Genomic DNA, 17051 nt, shown 5'->3' on the forward strand with positions numbered 1-17051 from the left:
GCGCGCCATTGCCGGGGCGGTGTTAAGTGGCCTGCTGGCGCTGAGTGCCCTCCCGGCCAGGGCAACCGTGTGTCAAAACGTGGACGGCGGGGCGAAAGATATCTCGTATGACCTCTCGGATGTCTTTAACAGCGCCAATAACAAACCAGGCCAGATCATCACGCTTTCCCAAAAATCCGGGCTGGTGGGGGTGAATGCTATCTGCCCGAAGGGCACCACCGGTAAATCGACAATGCGAAGTTATGTGACCGATCTGCCTGTCACCAGCGTGGAGGATAATTACCAGTACGTAAAACTGAACGATTATCTGGAGGGGGCCATGCAGATACACGATGATTTTGCCGGCACTTTCTATCCGCCCGCTAATTTCATCCAGATGGGACAGCACCCCAACGTGCCAAAACAGAAAGCCTTCCCGGTGACGGACTCGAAGCTGATTTTTCGTCTGAAGGTGACCCGGCGGTTCATTAACCTGGTGGTCATCCCACGTCAGACCATGTTTCGGGTTTACGTCACCACCGCGAAGGGCGATCCCTTAACCACGCCGGTGTATACCATTAGCTACAGCGGAACCATACAAGTGCCGCAAAGCTGTATGTTGAACGCCGGCTCGATTGTGGAGTTTGATTTCAAAGAGATGGCGGCCTCCCTCTTTAGCGAGGCGGGGGCAGGAAATCGTCCGCAGAAAATTTCGCCCCAGAGTAAAACCATTGCCATCAAATGCACTAACGTCGAGGCGCAAGCCGCGCTGACCATGCGTATTGAAGCGGATAAGGTGGCGGGCAATGCGCTGGTCTCCGATAACCCGGATCTGGGTTTTGTCGTGGCGACGGAGGGCGGCACGCCGCTTACGCCAAATACGCTGGCAAGCAAGATCCCGTTCCGCCTGGATGATAACGCCGAGGCGTCAGTGGCTATTCGCGCCTGGCCGGTGAGCATTACCGGCATTAAACCGGCGGAAGGGAAATTTACCTCGTTGGGCTATCTACGCGTGGATTATGAATAAGATAAAACCTCTGATCGTCCTGGTCACATTATTAACGCAGGGTTTCGCCAGTGCCAGTAACTCCCTCGGTCAGGTGAATATCAAACTCTCTGGCACCATCGTGGATTTTACCTGCGTGGCAGAGGTGGGCGACAGCGTCAAATCCGTGCCGCTGGGGCGCTGGTCGACTAAACAGCTGAGTACGACGGGCAGCCGAACCCCGGCGGTACCCTTTAGTTTGAAACTGGAGGGCTGTCCGCCGGGCGCGGCATCGTTAACCTTCACCGGCAAAGCCAATGCACAAGATAGCGAACTGCTCGCACTCAATGAGGCTAGTCATGCCAGCAATGTTGCCATTGAGATCCGCAATCAGGATAAAACGCGTTTGCCATTGCAGCAGGCCAGCCATGAGGTGAAAGTGGATGCGCAGGGGCATGCCGTTTTGCAGTTTTATGCTAATTACATTGCCACGGCCAATGACCCGCAGCCGGGGCGTGCCGATGCCGATGCGACTTTTGTTATCAATTATTACTAATACCGTTGCCAGGCCCTGCCGTCTCTACGCGGCAGAGCGCAACAGTAATTACAGTAATTCGTGCATTTTTGCGTAATCAATTAATTCGACAATGCTCTGCACGCCGAGTTTAGCGTAAATATTCGATTTGTGGGCGCTGATGGTTTTGTTACTTAACATCATTTGCTCGGCAATTTCTTTATTAGTCATACCATTGGCAAGGTAGCGTAAAACGGTTACCTCGCGATTGGATAAAGGCATGTCGCTGAATTTGCCCCGTCTGGACTTGAAATGATTTATAAAATTTAACGTCTCCGCCGGGAAAAAGGAGTAACCTGATAAAATCATTTCTACGGCGTTATAGATATCATTTAAATCTTTACGTTTACTCACAAAACCGTTGGCGCCGGCAGCTAAAGCTCGCCCGGCGTAGAACGCCTCTGATTTTGAAGATAAAAAGAGTACCTTTATATCTTTGTTTATATCTTTGATTCTTTTCAGTAAAGAAAAGCCATCCGCGCCGGGGAGCTCAATGTCGAGGATGACAAGATCGACAGGGTGATTCCGAAGATACTCAAGCGTCTCATGGCAATCCCCTGACTTGAGTGTAATCTCAATATTTTTATTTTTCTGTAGCAGGACCTCTATCGACATTCTGACGATAGGATGTTCGTCCATAATGATTACGGATGCCGGTTTCATTGTTATGCCTCAGATGTTTAAAGCGTGGGTAAGTCGGAAGGATATTTTGCACATCCTTATGCGGGGGTCGTCGTTAAAAAGTCATCACTGCCATACTGGCATAGTGATGTTCAGGGCACCTCTTTATTATGAATAAAATACAAGCTCACCACAGCGTGAGATATTATTCAGGAAATTGATCTTATAGGTCTTATTATACCCGCTACGTTTTATCCGAAAAGCAGGTAAATGATTGTTAATGGCTTGCCTAATATGATGTTCTGGAGAGGAAAAACTATTATTTTAAAATTGGGTTAATAACCTGCCTGGATGAAGAATGGCAGCGAAACATGTGAATGTATCAGGAAAAAATAATACATCTCGCCAATTGTTGACAAAATGTTAATAATCGAGCGATGGCTTCCGTAGTTGAAATTCCCAGCATCGTCAGCGAAGAGGGTGCGCAGCCCGCGCTGTACCTTCATGTGAAACATTCAGAGAAATTTTTTCTACCAAAAGCCATATCTGCTGCGCGCCTGCCCGGCAACCAGCGTCCCGTCTACAACCAATCCTTGTTTACATTGCTATTACATTAATTACGCAAAACAGCCCGCAGTCGTAACCAGACGAATATTCTTTTTTGGCCGTATTTCTGGTGTTTAGCATCGTCAGAGCGGTGCCGTTAGGAATAGTTATATTTGTTATTCTTTTGTTTTTATTTAACAAAAATTTAACCAGATAATCTACGTCATTTCTTAACATTCTCCAGGAAGAGAGGGGCGATCGAACGTACTGGACGAGGCTGGAAGCTGGCCCAGTAGATGAAAGAGCTCCTGACGATGACTCAGCCCCAGCTTATTCAGGATGCGGCTAAGCCGGTAAACGACGCGGCTATAGGGCTGGCTATTCTCCTGTGCTATCTCCTTCAGAGATTGTCCACCCGATAACGGGAACAGCAGTTTCCACTCGTTGGCTGAAAACCACCCCTCTTTCGGCATATCGTGCGGATTCAACGCCGCTGGCAAGGCGGTAGCGCAAAGCTGGCGTTCGACGACGTGAAACGGGCCCGCCGTTTTGCAAAACAGGCGGCCCGGGTAGTTATCAGCGCGTACCAGCAAAGTGACTGGGGTATAGGGAGGGTAGAGCGTTATCCTGCGCAGGGCGTCAAGGAGTTCAAGCCACGGCGCGATGTCGCTTTCAATATCAATCACCAGCCGGGCGGAGGGCCAGAGCTGACTGGCGCCCAGGGCCTCGTCCAGAGTGTCATAACTGCGGCAATGCTTCACCGGTGGGGGGCTGCGTTGTAGCCCAGCGCAGAGATAGTTATCGCGGGAGACCAGGATCATCCAGGGAACTTCAGGTTTGCGCGTTTGATTTATAGCCTGGCTGAGATAGACCAGCCGATCAAAGAAAGGCGCGCTAAAACGGGACTGTGCGAAACCTAACGAATCACTTCCCGTGCGACGTCGCCGGTAACGGCGTACGGTCATGCGCATAGTTGTTCCCTCAGGCAAGCCTCCTTTTAGCCATGCCGTCTGCCGACGGAGGGCCATAAATATCCCTGGCCGAATCCGGCCCCCGCCTGACGCGCAAGCGCTAAATCCTCTTGTGATTCGATCCCTTCAACAAGGACGTTTCGCGCAAGCGTTGCGCAGAGGTTTACCAGGGATGAAAATGCGGGAGTCGTCTTCAGACGCCAGAACGCCATCTTATCGATCTTGATCCCGCTCAAAGGTAAATGCGCGTCGATGAAACCGTGGATTTGCGCTTCATCAACGTCATCGAGCCATATACGGCAGCCACGCCCGCACAAAAGATGCAGATGTTCTATCGCCCGGATGCGTGAGGTGCAGGGCAGGGAGAGAAGCTGAGCGGGTTCAACGATCTCAATATTCGCACCCGGACCGGGTAGCGGCAGCAACTGGTGAAATAAATCCACCTCTGTCAGCAGGGTTATCGGCAAGTTGATGAAAAGGTTGTGCCAGGGAAGGTGATTTTTGAGCGTCTCGCACTGTACTTGTAGCAAGGCGAGCGCCTGTTCCGCAGAGAGTTGTTGAAACCACGGCTCGCTTTGCAGGGCAGGCGACAAAAGGCTCAGCACTTCCACACCGACAGTGTGAAATGTGGCGAGGTTGACGATGGGTTCCAGCTTCATGCCGACGATGCCGCAGGGGAGAGACTGCAACGGACTCTTTAGCGGAGGGGAGGCCAAAAACGAGGTTAAGCTCACTTCACTGTCCTTTATACCGGCTTCCAGGGCGCCGGGTTACCGCAGAACAGTGTGTCGGGTGGCGGAGGGGGATAAAACTGGGCGTTACTTAATGTCGACTAAGCTATTTCGTAGTTGGCTGATCCGCCAGTAAATGTTGAAATTTTAAACGTATTGTTAAGGGGGAAAGAGACATCTGCTGAGATGCGCGGCAAACGCGCCGAAAGGCATTGACTCACCTGCTATTGACCGTATAATTCCACGCGTTTCACCACTGCGTAGTACCCGCATTCAGTGCGCCCTTAGCTCAGTTGGATAGAGCAACGGCCTTCTAAGCCGTAGGTCGTAGGTTCGAATCCTACAGGGCGTGCCATTTCGAATCAGAGACTCACCTCCCGCGTCACAAATGTCATGCTGAGACAGAGTTGGGACATCAGCCGTCAAAATCAAAAAGCAATGTCTGAAATAAACGCCTTCATACGGTTACTATGCGTTTAATCAATCTGAAACATAAGGTTAGGGTAAAACAGCACCGCCAGAACTGGTAGGAATAATCCTAATGAGTTGCGGTTGAAAGTTCATTCTGAATAATGGACGCAAACTTGTTATGGAAAACGCTTATGAGAATCTGGCTTGGTATCCTTTCATTTCTGGTTGTAATCAGTTCAAGTGCTTCGGCTGCTTCTCTCCAGCGGGAATACAACACATGGTATTCGGATGGGGTGGTACTTTACGGCATGACGCAAACCTCGGATGAGCTTCCGGTTATGGTTAGCATCTCACAGCAGGGTCATCCGGGCGCCAACATGGTTGTTTCCTACATCGCTGAAGGTGGGTGTGATACGCCTGAAAAGCCTTTCGAGGTGAGTGGACACGAAGTTCCCGCAACTTACAAATGCGTGAATATCGGACACAATCAAAAAATTGAACACTTTGCAGTGACTGATGCGGAGCGGGTAAATGGGATGGTTCAAAACCTGAAATCAGACTTTACGCTCGTCTTACAGAATGACATTAAAGTGTGGGCAGCGAATATTAAGACGCCGAAGTTTGGCGTTGCCCCCAATTTCTTATAGCTCTGCAGAGTCGCCGCCTGGAATGTTTTCGTTACTTTCGCTTCTTTAATTCGCGTCGTTAAAGTAATGAACCGCTGCCCGCTATACAAAATGCCCGTTGCACGGTACGGGCTGATTGAGACCATTAACCTCTGCTCGCCCGAACGCAACTGCCGCTTACCGTTAAAGAAACAGAGCCTGCATCCCGCACTGTCATAAATAATGCGTTCCAGCTCATGGAATTTGTACGCTTTCTCACCCATGCTGTTTAAACTTTGCGCACTGCCGCAAGGTCAGGTAGATCCTGTATTAATCAAAAGGAATCAGGTTATGAGAAAGACGACTGCTATTTTGTTAGGAACCGCTTTTTTCTTTACCACCAACGCCTTTGCTGCAGAACTTATGACGAAAGAGGATTTCTCTTAGGTCGAGTCTCAATACGAGAAAATCGGTACGGTTAATACCTCGGGTGAAACGGCGGTTTCGGATGCAAAAGAAGAGCTGATCAAAAAAGCCGATGAGAAAGGTGCTGATGTGCTGGTGCTGACCTCCGGCAATACCGATAAAAAAATCCACGGCACCGCCGACATCTACAAGAAAAAATAACCCTTCCACCGCCCCGGGAGACCGGGGTGGTGTTCAATCACTTCCCCTCTTTATGTCCCCCTTCGGCTTTTATGTCGGGAGATGTCCATATTTACACTTGATTACGAAAGGATAATAAGTATAGTTCTCATTCTCTTTAGTGTTTGCGGGTGACAGGGATCTTTCCGCAGCAGGAGTGAGCGCAGATCTCACAAGGAACACTGAGTGTTACGGTGGAGTCTGCAGGGGCGTAAGCCCAACATCACAACCATAAACGCATTTTCATGCGACGCAGACATCCGCCTCAAATTCGATTTGTACGGTAAAGGATGTTCCTGATGACCCAAAAACTTTCCGCCCTGGCGCTATTCGTTGCCCTCTCCCTGACGGGCTGCGCCACACAGCAATCCGCCGTCACCAAACCGGTAGCACAAACTCCCGACGCTGCGACAGCGCCCGCCCAGACCGGCGTGGTTAAACGCGAGCTGGCAGAGGGGCTGTATGAAATGGTGCTCAGCCCGAAAGGCGATGCGCTCTACGTAGCCAGCGCTGAAGGCTTTAAAGACGTGCAGGGTGGGGTGGTGTACAAGCTCGATCCCACCACGCTGAAAACCCTCGGCCGCAGCCATACCGACCTGAAAAACTTTGCGCTGGCGATCTCTGACGATGGCAAAACGGTCTATACCACCAATTCGCTGGATGGCGGCATCAGCGCTATCGACACTGCCGACGGCAAAGTGAAACAGCGCCTGCTCTTTAGCGAACGCAATAAAGAGGGGTATCCGTACGGTGCGCGTCAGGTCTTGCTGCATAAAGGCACCCTCTATATCGGCGGTGTCGCCGATCCGGCAGTAGTCTGGGTTGTGGATGCAAAAACGCTGAAGCTGAAAAAGACCATCAAGAACGCCGGTCAGTGGGTGACAGGCCTGCTGTGGTCTGAGCAAACCGACCGTATCTATGTGGCTAACGGCGGCGGTGAGATCCTGGTGCTTAACCCGCACACCAACCGTATCGAAAAACGCTGGAAACCGCTGGGCGATAAACCGGCGTTGCTGCTGAACTTCGCTGAAGACAAGGCCACAGGCCGTCTCTTTGTCACCGACAACTCGAAAGCGAAAACCACGCTGGTGCTGGATATCCACAGCGGCAAGGTGATTAAGCAGCTGGATGTCGGCGATTCGCTGGCGGTGAAATTTAACGCCAAACGTAATGAGCTCTACATCTCCCAGCGTGAGGCAGGAAAAGTACTAAGCCTGGATGCGACCACCTATGCGGTGAAGCAGAGCTGGGATCTGCCGCCGAACCCGAACAGCCTGCTGCTCTCTGAAGATGGCCAGACCCTGTACGTTACCGTCAAACAGCCGTTCAACAAAGATCACTCCACCAGCGGGCCGGATAGCGTCGTCAGAATCTCTCTTAAATAAAAATAGTCAGGCCCGGCAACGGGCCTTTTTGCGCGTATTTGAACGAGTTAACCATGAACAACACCAGAAAATTAAATAAAACGTTGCTGGCGCTGGCTATTGGCGCCGTCACCCACTCCGCCTGGGCCGCCGTTGACCCCAAAGAAGAGACCATTGTGGTGCAAGCCGCGCCAACCGGTGAGTTCAAGCCCGGCGGCGATCAGCTGGTGCCGGCCTTCCTGGATGGGCAGGTCGCCAACGGCGGACGCCTGGGGATGCTCGGCCAGCAAAACGCCATGGACGTGCCTTTTAACATCATCAGCTACACCTCCAAGCTGGTGGAAGATCAGCAGGCGCGCACCATCGGCGATGTAGTTTCTAACGACGCGGGCGTGCAGCCGCTGCAGGGCTATGGCAACTACGCGGAAAGCTTCCGCATTCGTGGCCTGAAGTTTGATGGCGATGACATGACCTTCGGTGGCCTCTCTGGCGTGCTGCCGCGCCAGGTGGTAGACGCGCAGATGGTCGATCGTATCGAGATCTTCAAAGGGGCTAATGCCCTGATGAACGGCGCGGCCAGTTCGGGCGTGGGCGGGATGATCAACCTTGAACCCAAACACGCCGGTGACATCCCGCAGGTAAAACTGGGGATGGATTACACCTCTGATGCGCAGATTGGCACCACCCTGGATGCGGGCCGTCGCTTCGGCGACAGCGATCAGTTCGGCGCCCGCGTTAATCTGGTCCACCGTGAAGGGGATAGCCCCGTCGACAACGATCGCCGCCGTACCACCCTGGCCTCGCTGGGCCTGGACTACAAGGGCGATAGCTTCCGCACCTCCGTCGATATGGGCTACCAAAAGAAAACGTTCCATGGTGGCACAACCGGTCTAAACATTTCAGTGGTCGATTTTGTCCCCTCGCTGCCGAAAAACGATCGCAGCTATTCGCAGAAATGGGCCTGGAGTGATATCGAGAATGAATTCGGCATGTGGCGCAGCGAATACGATATTAACGACAGCTGGACGGCTTACACCGGCCTGGGGGCGCAGCATGCTCACGAGCAGGGGCTCTACAGCGCGCCAAGACTGCTGGATGCAGACGGCACCGCGAAGGCCAGCCGCCTGGATACGAACCGCATCATCGACTCCGTGAGCGGGATGGCGGGGATTCGCGGTCAGTTTGACACAGGCTTTGTTTCACATAGCGTGAACCTGGGCTATTCGGCGCAGACGAAAACGGACAAAACCGCCTGGAAAATGTCGGCGCTGGCGGATAACCCGATCGTCAATATTTACCATCCTTATGCGGTTAATCCTCCAGTCAGCACGGACTCCGGTGGAAAGGGGGGGAATTACACCGATCCGCGTATAAGCGGACGTACCCGTCTGCAGGGCTGGTTGCTGAGCGACACCCTGAGCGTACTGGATGATACGCTGCTCTTCACCGTGGGGGCGCGTCATCAGAAAGTGGTGATTCGCGGCTACGATAAAATCACCGGGCAGGAGAACGCCGCCGACGGCTTCGACGGCAGCCGCTGGATGCCGACTTACGGGGTGGTCTATAAACCGTGGCAAGAGCTGTCGTTCTATGCCAACCACACTGAAGCGCTGCAGCCGGGCAAAACGGCACCTAACACCGCCAGCAACTACGGGCAAAGCACCGGCATCGTGCACTCTAAGCAGAACGAAGTGGGGGTTAAAGCCGATTTCGGACGTATCGGCGGCTCCCTGTCGCTGTTTGAGATCAAAATGCCGACCCCAACGCTCGACAGCGTAACCCAACACTACGGTCTGGACGCCGAACAGCGTAACCGTGGCGTAGAGCTGAGCGTCTTTGGCGAGCCGATGCTGGGCCTGCGCCTGAACGGCGGTGCGACCTGGCTACAGGCCGAGCTGACCAAAACCAACGGCGGCGTTAACCAGGGCAATGATGCCATCGGCGTGCCAAACTTCTACGCCGTGCTGGGCGCGGAGTATGACATCAAGCCGGTCGAGGGGCTTACCGCTATCGCGCGTGTAAACCACTCCGGCTCGCAGTATGCCAACCTCGCCAACACCAAAAAGCTGGATAGCTACACCACACTGGATCTGGGCGTGCGTTACCGCGTAGCGCTGAACAATAATCAGAATCAGATGACGGTACGTGCCGGCGTAGAAAACGTTACCGACGAAAACTACTGGGCGGGTGCGGACGACAGCGGCACCTATATCTACCAGGGTGAGCCGCGCACCTTTAAAGTCTCTGTTGGCTACGAGTTCTAAGTTTTACCTTCGTTATCCGGGGCAGGGATGCCCCATTCTTGCGTCTGTTATAAAACTGTCATGCGGAGTTTTTATAGTGTTCCCACCGTGCTATTTTCGAGCCAATGACAGGAAGCCATCGTGGGTAAACCTCTTAAGTCCGTATTTAAAAAAGAACATCGCGACGATGTCAGTAATCCCTCTACCAACCCGGCCTTTTCCAGCGTAGCGGAGATATTTCTCTCCCGCCGACGTCTTCTGCAGTTGGGTGCCGTTGCCGGAGCCGCAGCCGCGTTTCCCCTGCTGATTAAACCTGAGCAAGCCTTTGCGGCAGTTGCTACGCCCTCACCGCTGGCGAAAGCGGTCTCACTCGGTTTTACCAGCATCGCCGTGTCCACAGAGGATAGCGTCAGGGTCCCCGAAGGGTATCTTGCGCGGCCATTCTACCGCTGGGGCGACGCCACCGGCATTCAGGGGAATATGCCCGCCTTTAAACTGGATGCCAGCAACACGGCAGAGGAGCAGGCGGTACAGGCCGGTATGCACCACGACGGCATGGCGTGGTTCAGTCTGCCGCAGAATCAAGACAACCCCGCTCACGGCCTGCTGGCAATGAACCACGAGTATATCGATAACGGCATGCTGTTCCCCGACGGCGCGGCGAACTGGAATTTTGAGAAAGCGCGCAAAGGGCAGAACGCTATGGGCGTGTCGGTCATCGAAGTGAAAAAAGGGGACAGCGGCTGGGAGGTCGTTCGCCCCTCCGGCTACGCCCGGCGCATCACGGTTAATACACCGATGCAGCTTACCGGCCCGGCGCGCCACCAGCCGTTGATGAAAACGGCAGCCGATCCGCAGGGTGAGCAGGTGCTGGGCACCATGCAAAACTGCGCCAACGGCCATACGCCCTGGGGAACCTATCTCACCTGTGAAGAGAACTGGTCAGATATTTTTGTCAAAAAAGGCGATCATAACGCGCTGGAAAAGCGCTACGGCATTAGCGATAGCGATGAATCCTACCGCTGGAATGAAGTCGATGACCGTTTTAACGTTGATAAAACCCCGAATGAACCTAACCGCTTTGGCTGGGTGGTCGAGATCGATCCCTATAATCCCACCTCGACGCCGCGTAAACACACCGCGCTGGGCCGCTTTAAGCACGAGGGGGCCGCGGTAACGCTGGCGGCCGACGGACGGGCGGTCGTCTATATGGGTGACGATCAGAAATTCGAATATATCTATAAATTTATCTCAGAGAACAAATACGACCCGGCGAACCGCGATGCCAACATGCGTCTGCTGGAAACGGGCACGCTCTACGTGGCCCGCTTTAACGACGATGGCAGCGGCGAATGGCTCCCGCTGATCTACGGGCAGAACGGTCTGGATGCGCACAAGGGCTTTGAAAGCCAGGGCGATCTGTTAATCAAAACCCGACTGGCCGCCGATGCGGTAGGGGCGACGAAAATGGATCGTCCTGAGTGGATCGCGGTGGATCCACACAGCAGCGGTAGCGTCTATTGCACGCTGACCAATAACAGCGATCGCGGGAAAGAGGGCAAGGCGGCACCAGATGCGGCGAATCCGCGGGCGAATAACCAGTACGGCCATATTATGCACTGGCTGGAAGCCGGGAACGATCCTGCCGCCCAGGGTTTTGCCTGGGATATCCTGGTGCTGGCGGGGCGCGCCCAGAGCGACGATCCGCGCGCGAAAGGGACGATGAAAGGGGCCGAGTTCGGCAGCCCCGACGGCCTCTCCTTCGATCATCAGGGAGTGCTCTGGATCCAGACCGATGTCTCCTCCAGTACCATCAATAAGAAAGCGTACGAAGGGATGGGCAACAACCAGATGGTGGCGACCATTCCTGGCACCAATGATTATCGACGTTTCCTGACGGGACCGCGTGGCTGTGAGATCACCGGTATCGCCTTTACGCCAGATAACCGCACGCTGTTTATCAATATTCAGCATCCGGGGGAGGGCGGGGATGATATTACCGACCCGGCCAACCCGCGCGCCGTCTCTAACTGGCCCGATGCCAATCCGAATGGACGCCCGCGCGCCTCGACGGTGGTGATCACCAAAGCGGACGGCGGCATTATCGGATCTTAACCTCTGCATGCCGGGCGGCGTCCGCTGCCCGGCGATTCACTTGCTCCCATCTGCCTGAAGTGTTAAAAGGTGCCCCTTCTATTAGAAAGAGACAGGGGTAGGACGTGAAAGACGCGTCATCCGCTTCAGCCACTGGTGCTGCTGAAGCCTCGTCGGAACAGGCTCCGACGCTGCATCGTGGTTTGCAAAATCGCCATATTCAACTCATTGCCCTTGGGGGCGCTATCGGTACCGGCCTTTTTCTCGGTATCGGACCTGCAATTCAAATGGCCGGGCCAGCCGTACTGCTGGGCTACGCTATCGCCGGGATTATCGCCTTTCTGATCATGCGCCAGCTCGGCGAGATGGTGGTGGAAGAGCCGGTATCCGGTTCCTTTGCCCACTTTGCTTATAAATACTGGGGCCCGTTCGCCGGCTTCCTCTCCGGCTGGAACTACTGGGTGATGTTTGTGCTGGTGGGCATGGCTGAGCTCACTGCGGCAGGCATCTATATGCAGTACTGGCTGCCGGACGTGCCGACCTGGATCTGGGCCGCAGGCTTCTTCATCATCATCAATGCCGTCAATCTGGTGAACGTGCGCCTGTATGGCGAAACCGAGTTCTGGTTTGCGCTGATCAAGGTGTTGGCGATCGTCGGCATGATCGGCTTTGGCATCTGGCTGCTGTTCTCTGGTCATGGCGGGGAACGGGCATCGATCGACAACCTGTGGCAGCACGGGGGCTTCCTGGCGACCGGCTGGAAAGGGCTGATTCTGTCGCTGGCGGTCATTATGTTCTCCTTTGGCGGGCTGGAGCTGATTGGTATCACCGCCGCTGAAGCGCAGGATCCGCACAAGAGCATCCCTAAAGCCGTAAACCAGGTGGTCTACCGTATTCTGCTGTTTTATATCGGTTCGCTGGTGGTGCTGTTGGCACTCTATCCGTGGGTAGAGGTGAAATCGGACAGCAGCCCGTTCGTGATGATTTTCCACGATCTGAACAGCAACGTTGTGGCCTCTGCGCTGAACTTTATTATCCTGGTCGCCTCGCTGTCGGTTTATAACAGCGGCGTTTACTCCAATAGCCGGATGTTGTTTGGTCTCTCCGTGCAGGGCAATGCGCCGAAATTCCTGACCCGGGTCAGCCGTCGCGGCGTACCGGTGAACTCGCTGATCCTCTCCGGGGCGATTACGTCATTGGTGGTGCTGGTTAACTACCTGTTGCCGCACGATGCCTTTGGCCTGCTGATGGCACTGGTGGTCGCTACGCTGCTGCTGAACTGGGTGATGATCTGCCTGGCACACCTGCGTTTTCGCGCGGCGATGCGCCGTAAAGGGCGTGAAACGCAGTTTAAGGCCCTGCTTTACCCGGCGGGTAACTACCTCTGTATCGCTTTCCTGGCGATGATCCTGGTGCTGATGTGCACCATGGATGGTATGCGTACCTCAGCCATTTTGTTACCGGTGTGGGTGGTGTTTTTGTTTGTGGCGTTTAAGCTGTCGCGTAAAAAGTAACGGCAGGGTTTAAGGGCAGTGGCAACCTAGAGTGTCATGCCGGGCACGGTGGAATCGTTCCGTTCACCTCAAGTTCAGCAGAATATGGCATTGCACCACCCGTGAACGTGACAAGGGGGACCGTCGGGTCCCCCTTGTCAATCCCCGCGGCCCCGCAACGAAATCGGTGCTACGCACTGCGCTAGCGCATAAGAACCTTTATCGTGACCCCTCTCCCAATTCTGCTTCGATCCCCATGATCTTTCTTTTGTAATCGATTACTTTCCAATTGATGTAATTTGTAATCGATTACTTTTGAGGGTGGGGCAGATCATGGTGTCAACAACTGAAAGTCGTGGAAAGGCGATAGTCCAGCACCGCATGCTGGTGCCGCGCCTGTCGCTGATGATGTTCTTACAATTTTTTATCTGGGGGAGCTGGTCAGTTACGCTCGGCCTGGTAATGACCCAGCACAATATGTCACTGCTCATCGGTGACGCATTCTCGGCGGGGCCTATTGCGTCAATCTTGTCGCCGTTTGTGCTCGGCATGTTAGTTGACCGCTTCTTCGCCTCGCAAAAAGTGATGGCGGTGATGCACCTCGCCGGGGCGGTGATCCTGATGTTCGTCCCCGGGGCACTGGTGGCGGAAAACGGCGCGCTGTTAATTGGCCTGCTGTTTGGCTACACGCTCTGTTATATGCCTACGCTTGCCTTAACCAATAACATTGCTTTCCATAGCCTGGCGAACGTCGATAAAACTTTCCCGGTGGTACGCGTGTTTGGCACCATCGGCTGGATTGTGGCGGGGATCTTTATCGGGGTGACGGGCGTCGCCTCCAGCGTCACCATCTTCCAGGTGGCGGCGGTAAGCTCCGTGCTGCTGGCGCTCTATAGCCTGACGCTGCCGCATACGCCTGCGCCCGCCAAAGGGCTACCGGTCAAGGTGCGCGACCTCTTCTGCGCCGATGCGTTTGCGCTTCTGAAAACGCGTCACTTCTTTATTTTCTCCCTGTGCGCAATGCTGATCTCTGTACCCCTTGGGACCTACTACGCCTACACCGCGTCGTACCTGGCCGACGCCGGTATTGCCGACGTCAGTACCGCCATGTCCTTCGGACAGATGTCCGAAATCTTCTTCATGCTGGTGATCCCGCTGCTGTTCCGCCGTCTTGGGGTGAAGTACATGCTGCTGATCGGCATGCTGGCCTGGTTTGTCCGCTATGCCATGTTTGCGCTGGGGGTCAGTGAAGAGGGGCGGATCCTGCTCTATCTCGGCATTCTTCTGCACGGCGTCTGTTACGACTTCTTCTTCGTGGTGGGCTTTATCTACACCGACCGCGTGGCGGGTGAAAAGGTAAAAGGGCAGGCGCAGAGCATGATCGTGATGTTCACTTACGGTATCGGCATGCTGCTCGGCTCGCAGATCTCTGGCGCGCTCTATAACCGCCTGGTGGCGGGTCAACCCGTGCCAGCGGCGTGGGTCACATTCTGGTGGATCCCGGCGGTAGCCGCTGCCGCGATCGCACTGATTTTCCTTGCCTCATTCAAATATGAAGATGACAAGGCGTAATAACGGGAGGGGGTATGAGGACAATTAAAGGACCGGGTATTTTTCTGTCGCAGTTCATCGGGGGGCACCCCCCCTTTAACACCCTGGACGGGCTGGCAGGCTGGGCGGCGGAGAAGGGCTACAAAGCGCTGCAAATCCCCTGTAATCATCCGGCGATATTTGATGTGGCGCAGGCGGCAGCCAGCCAGACTTACTGCGATGAAATCCGCGGAAAGCTGGCCGAGTTTGGGCTGGAGGTCAGCGAGCTGTCCACGCATCTGGAAGGGCAATTGATTGCCGTTAATCCTGTCTACGATGACGCCTTTGATCACTTTGCACCACAGGCCGTGCGGGGGAATGCCGGGGCGCGTCAGGCGTGGGCGACCCAAACGCTAAAACAGGCGGCGATGGCCTCGGCCAGACTCGGGCTCACCGCCCACGCCACCTTTTCCGGCTCGCTGGCCTGGCCATGGATGTACCCCTGGCCGCCCCACAACGAGGCGCGCTTCCGCGATGCCTTCAGCGAACTGGCGCGCCGCTGGCGCCCCATTCTGGATGCGTTTGATGAGCAGGGGGTCAATGTCTGCTACGAGATCCACCCAGGGGAAGATCTGCACGATGGGGTGACCTTTGAACGCTTCCTGGCGCTGGTGGATAACCACCCGCGCTGCAACATCCTCTACGATCCCAGCCACCTGTTGTTGCAGCAGATGGACTATCTGGCTTTTATCGATCACTACCATACCCGCATCAAGGCGTTCCACGTGAAGGATGCAGAGTACCGCCCGAACGGACGCAGCGGCGTCTATGGCGGGTATCAAAGCTGGATCAACCGCGCCGGGCGCTTCCGCTCGCCGGGAGATGGGCAGGTGGATTTCAAGGGCATCTTCAGCAAGCTAACCCAGTACGATTATGACGGCTGGGCGGTGCTTGAGTGGGAGTGCTGCCTGAAGGATGGCGACACCGGCGCCCGGGAAGGCCGCGAGTTTATCTCCCGGCATATCATCCCCGTTTCGGCGCGCGCCTTTGATGATTTCGCTGCAGGAGAGAGTGATGATTAACGTGGGCATTATCGGCAGCGGCTTTATCGGCCCGGCACACATTGAAGCGCTGCGCCGCCTCGGCTGCGTGCAGGTGGTGGCGCTTTGCGACGGGTCGTTTGCGCAGGCCCAGGAGAAAGCACAGGCGCTGAATATTCCCCACGCCTACGCCAGCGTGGAGGCGCTCCTGGCACATCCGGATCTGCACGTGGTGCATAACTGCACGCCAAACCATCTGCATGCAGAGATCAACCGCCAGATCCTGCGCGCGGGTAAACACGTCTTCTCAGAAAAGCCGCTGTGCATGACCCCGGAAGAGGCTCGGGAGCTGGTGACGTTGGCGGAGCAGGCCGGGGTGATCCACGGGGTGAGCTTTGTCTATCGCCAGTTTGCGATGGTACGCCAGGCGGCCAGCATGGTGCGCGACGGCACTGTCGGGCGGCTTTTTGCCGCCCACGGTAGCTATCTGCAGGACTGGATGCTGCTGGAAACCGACTACAACTGGCGGGTGGATGCCGCACTCGGCGGCGCGTCGCGCGCGGTGGCGGATATCGGCTCTCACTGGTGCGATACGGTGCAGTTTATCACTGGCCGCCGCATTACCGAGGTGATGGCCGATCTCGCCATCGTCTGGCCAACCCGTAAGGCGAACGTTGCCGGCAATCAGACCTTCAGCCACGCAGCCGAGGCGGAGTATGAAGATAAACCCGTTACCACGGAGGATTTCGGTTCGGTGCTGTTCCGCTTTGACGACGGCAGTAAAGGCTCTTTCAGCGTCTCGCAGGTGAGCGCAGGGCGCAAAAACCGCCTCAGCGTTGAAATCAATGGCAGCGAGTGCGCGCTGGCCTGGGACCAGGAGGTACCGCAACGGCTATGGATTGGTCGTCGCGCCGAGGCCAACCAGCTGCTGACCGACGACCCTGGCCTTATGCACCCGGACGCCGCCGACAGCGCCCACTTCCCCGGCGGGCATATTGAAGGCTGGCCGGATGCCTTCAAGAACATGATGGCGCAGTTCTATCGCGCCGTTCAGGCCGGGGCCATGCCTGCGCAGCCGCTGTTTGCCACCTTCCACGACGGCGCCAATGTGATGCACATCATTGATGCCATTGTGCAGAGCCATCAGCAGCAACGCTGGGTGAAAGTCGCCGTGTAACACGCAGCCCGGTACGCCGGGCCGCGAATTTATGGTAGCCTG

At 55.2% G+C, this 17051-nt stretch carries 13 protein-coding genes, 1 tRNA gene and 1 pseudogene; 12 read left to right on the top strand and 3 right to left on the bottom strand.

Annotation, left to right across the window (positions count from 1 at the left end):
* Nucleotides 1-7 precede the first annotated feature (7 nt).
* Nucleotides 8-1006 (top strand): type 1 fimbria D-mannose specific adhesin FimH, encoded by a 999-nt coding sequence (gene fimH, locus B2Q93_RS10515; protein ID WP_233801427.1) that lies wholly within the window; start codon nt 8-10, stop codon nt 1004-1006.
* Nucleotides 999-1520 carry a fimbria assembly protein gene (gene sfmF, locus B2Q93_RS10520; RefSeq protein WP_286809772.1) on the top strand — a complete coding sequence of 174 codons (522 nt, stop codon included), beginning with the start codon at nt 999-1001 and terminating at the stop codon, nt 1518-1520. Before fimH ends, sfmF begins: the two co-directional genes overlap by 8 nt.
* A 48-nt stretch (nt 1521-1568) precedes the next feature.
* On the opposite strand, the gene fimZ is transcribed toward sfmF, so the two are convergent.
* From fimZ to B2Q93_RS10535, 3 genes are all read right to left on the bottom strand, one after another.
* Nucleotides 1569-2201: a fimbria biosynthesis transcriptional regulator FimZ gene (gene fimZ / locus B2Q93_RS10525; protein WP_040076822.1), complete on the bottom strand. Its 633-nt coding sequence runs from the start codon at nt 2199-2201 to the stop codon at nt 1569-1571.
* A 734-nt stretch (nt 2202-2935) separates the two neighbouring features.
* A complete protein-coding gene (locus B2Q93_RS10530; RefSeq protein ID WP_286932848.1) occupies nt 2936-3676 on the bottom strand; it encodes a DNA-binding response regulator in 741 nt (246 codons plus the stop codon).
* A gap of 26 nt (nt 3677-3702) precedes the next feature.
* Nucleotides 3703-4410, bottom strand: a complete 708-nt coding sequence (locus B2Q93_RS10535; RefSeq protein WP_349679652.1) for an EAL domain-containing protein — start codon at nt 4408-4410, stop codon at nt 3703-3705.
* 275 nt (nt 4411-4685) lie between these two features.
* Between B2Q93_RS10535 and B2Q93_RS10540 the strand changes: the two genes are divergently transcribed.
* From B2Q93_RS10540 to B2Q93_RS10585, 10 genes and pseudogenes are all read left to right on the top strand, one after another.
* A tRNA-Arg gene (locus tag B2Q93_RS10540) sits at nt 4686-4762 on the top strand.
* A gap of 247 nt (nt 4763-5009) precedes the next feature.
* On the top strand, nt 5010-5465 hold the full coding sequence (locus B2Q93_RS10545) for a hypothetical protein (RefSeq protein ID WP_286932850.1): 456 nt from the start codon (nt 5010-5012) through the stop codon (nt 5463-5465).
* 309 nt (nt 5466-5774) lie between these two features.
* Nucleotides 5775-6050: pseudogene (yahO, locus tag B2Q93_RS10550) on the top strand (DUF1471 family periplasmic protein YahO).
* Between the two features lie 317 nt (nt 6051-6367).
* On the top strand, nt 6368-7453 hold the full coding sequence (locus B2Q93_RS10555; protein ID WP_286932852.1) for a YncE family protein: 1086 nt from the start codon (nt 6368-6370) through the stop codon (nt 7451-7453).
* 53 nt (nt 7454-7506) lie between these two features.
* Nucleotides 7507-9696 carry a TonB-dependent receptor gene (locus tag B2Q93_RS10560; protein WP_263617293.1) on the top strand — a complete coding sequence of 730 codons (2190 nt, stop codon included), beginning with the start codon at nt 7507-7509 and terminating at the stop codon, nt 9694-9696.
* Nucleotides 9697-9816: 120 nt separating this feature from the next.
* Complete coding sequence (locus tag B2Q93_RS10565; RefSeq protein WP_286932855.1) at nt 9817-11790, top strand: PhoX family protein; 1974 nt, start codon at nt 9817-9819, stop codon at nt 11788-11790.
* Nucleotides 11791-11894: 104 nt separating this feature from the next.
* Entirely contained in the window at nt 11895-13283 is a 1389-nt protein-coding gene (gene pheP, locus B2Q93_RS10570; protein ID WP_040076723.1) for a phenylalanine transporter, read from the top strand.
* 312 nt (nt 13284-13595) lie between these two features.
* Nucleotides 13596-14834, top strand: a complete 1239-nt coding sequence (locus B2Q93_RS10575) for an MFS transporter (protein ID WP_286932859.1) — start codon at nt 13596-13598, stop codon at nt 14832-14834.
* A gap of 14 nt (nt 14835-14848) precedes the next feature.
* The gene (locus B2Q93_RS10580) at nt 14849-15874 is read left to right on the top strand and encodes a sugar phosphate isomerase/epimerase family protein (protein ID WP_286932861.1); all 1026 of its coding nucleotides are present in this window, start codon (nt 14849-14851) and stop codon (nt 15872-15874) included.
* The gene (locus B2Q93_RS10585) at nt 15867-17009 is read left to right on the top strand and encodes a Gfo/Idh/MocA family protein (RefSeq protein ID WP_286932862.1); all 1143 of its coding nucleotides are present in this window, start codon (nt 15867-15869) and stop codon (nt 17007-17009) included. The genes B2Q93_RS10580 and B2Q93_RS10585 overlap by 8 nt, the downstream gene beginning before the upstream one ends.
* The last annotated feature ends 42 nt before the right edge of the window (nt 17010-17051 follow it).

The organism is Leclercia sp. UBA5958 (assembly GCF_002430365.1).
Classification (GTDB): Bacteria; Pseudomonadota; Gammaproteobacteria; order Enterobacterales; family Enterobacteriaceae; genus Enterobacter; species Enterobacter pneumoniae.

Coding starts and splice junctions, on each gene's coding strand:
- B2Q93_RS10575 (WP_286932859.1), top strand. CDS start 13,596: ATGGTGTCAACAACTGAAAGTCGTGGAAAGGCGATAGTCCAGCACCGC.
- B2Q93_RS10530 (WP_286932848.1), bottom strand. CDS start 3,676: ATGCGCATGACCGTACGCCGTTACCGGCGACGTCGCACGGGAAGTGAT.
- fimZ (WP_040076822.1), bottom strand. CDS start 2,201: ATGAAACCGGCATCCGTAATCATTATGGACGAACATCCTATCGTCAGA.
- B2Q93_RS10545 (WP_286932850.1), top strand. CDS start 5,010: ATGAGAATCTGGCTTGGTATCCTTTCATTTCTGGTTGTAATCAGTTCA.
- sfmF (WP_286809772.1), top strand. CDS start 999: ATGAATAAGATAAAACCTCTGATCGTCCTGGTCACATTATTAACGCAG.
- B2Q93_RS10585 (WP_286932862.1), top strand. CDS start 15,867: ATGATTAACGTGGGCATTATCGGCAGCGGCTTTATCGGCCCGGCACAC.
- B2Q93_RS10560 (WP_263617293.1), top strand. CDS start 7,507: ATGAACAACACCAGAAAATTAAATAAAACGTTGCTGGCGCTGGCTATT.
- B2Q93_RS10580 (WP_286932861.1), top strand. CDS start 14,849: ATGAGGACAATTAAAGGACCGGGTATTTTTCTGTCGCAGTTCATCGGG.
- B2Q93_RS10555 (WP_286932852.1), top strand. CDS start 6,368: ATGACCCAAAAACTTTCCGCCCTGGCGCTATTCGTTGCCCTCTCCCTG.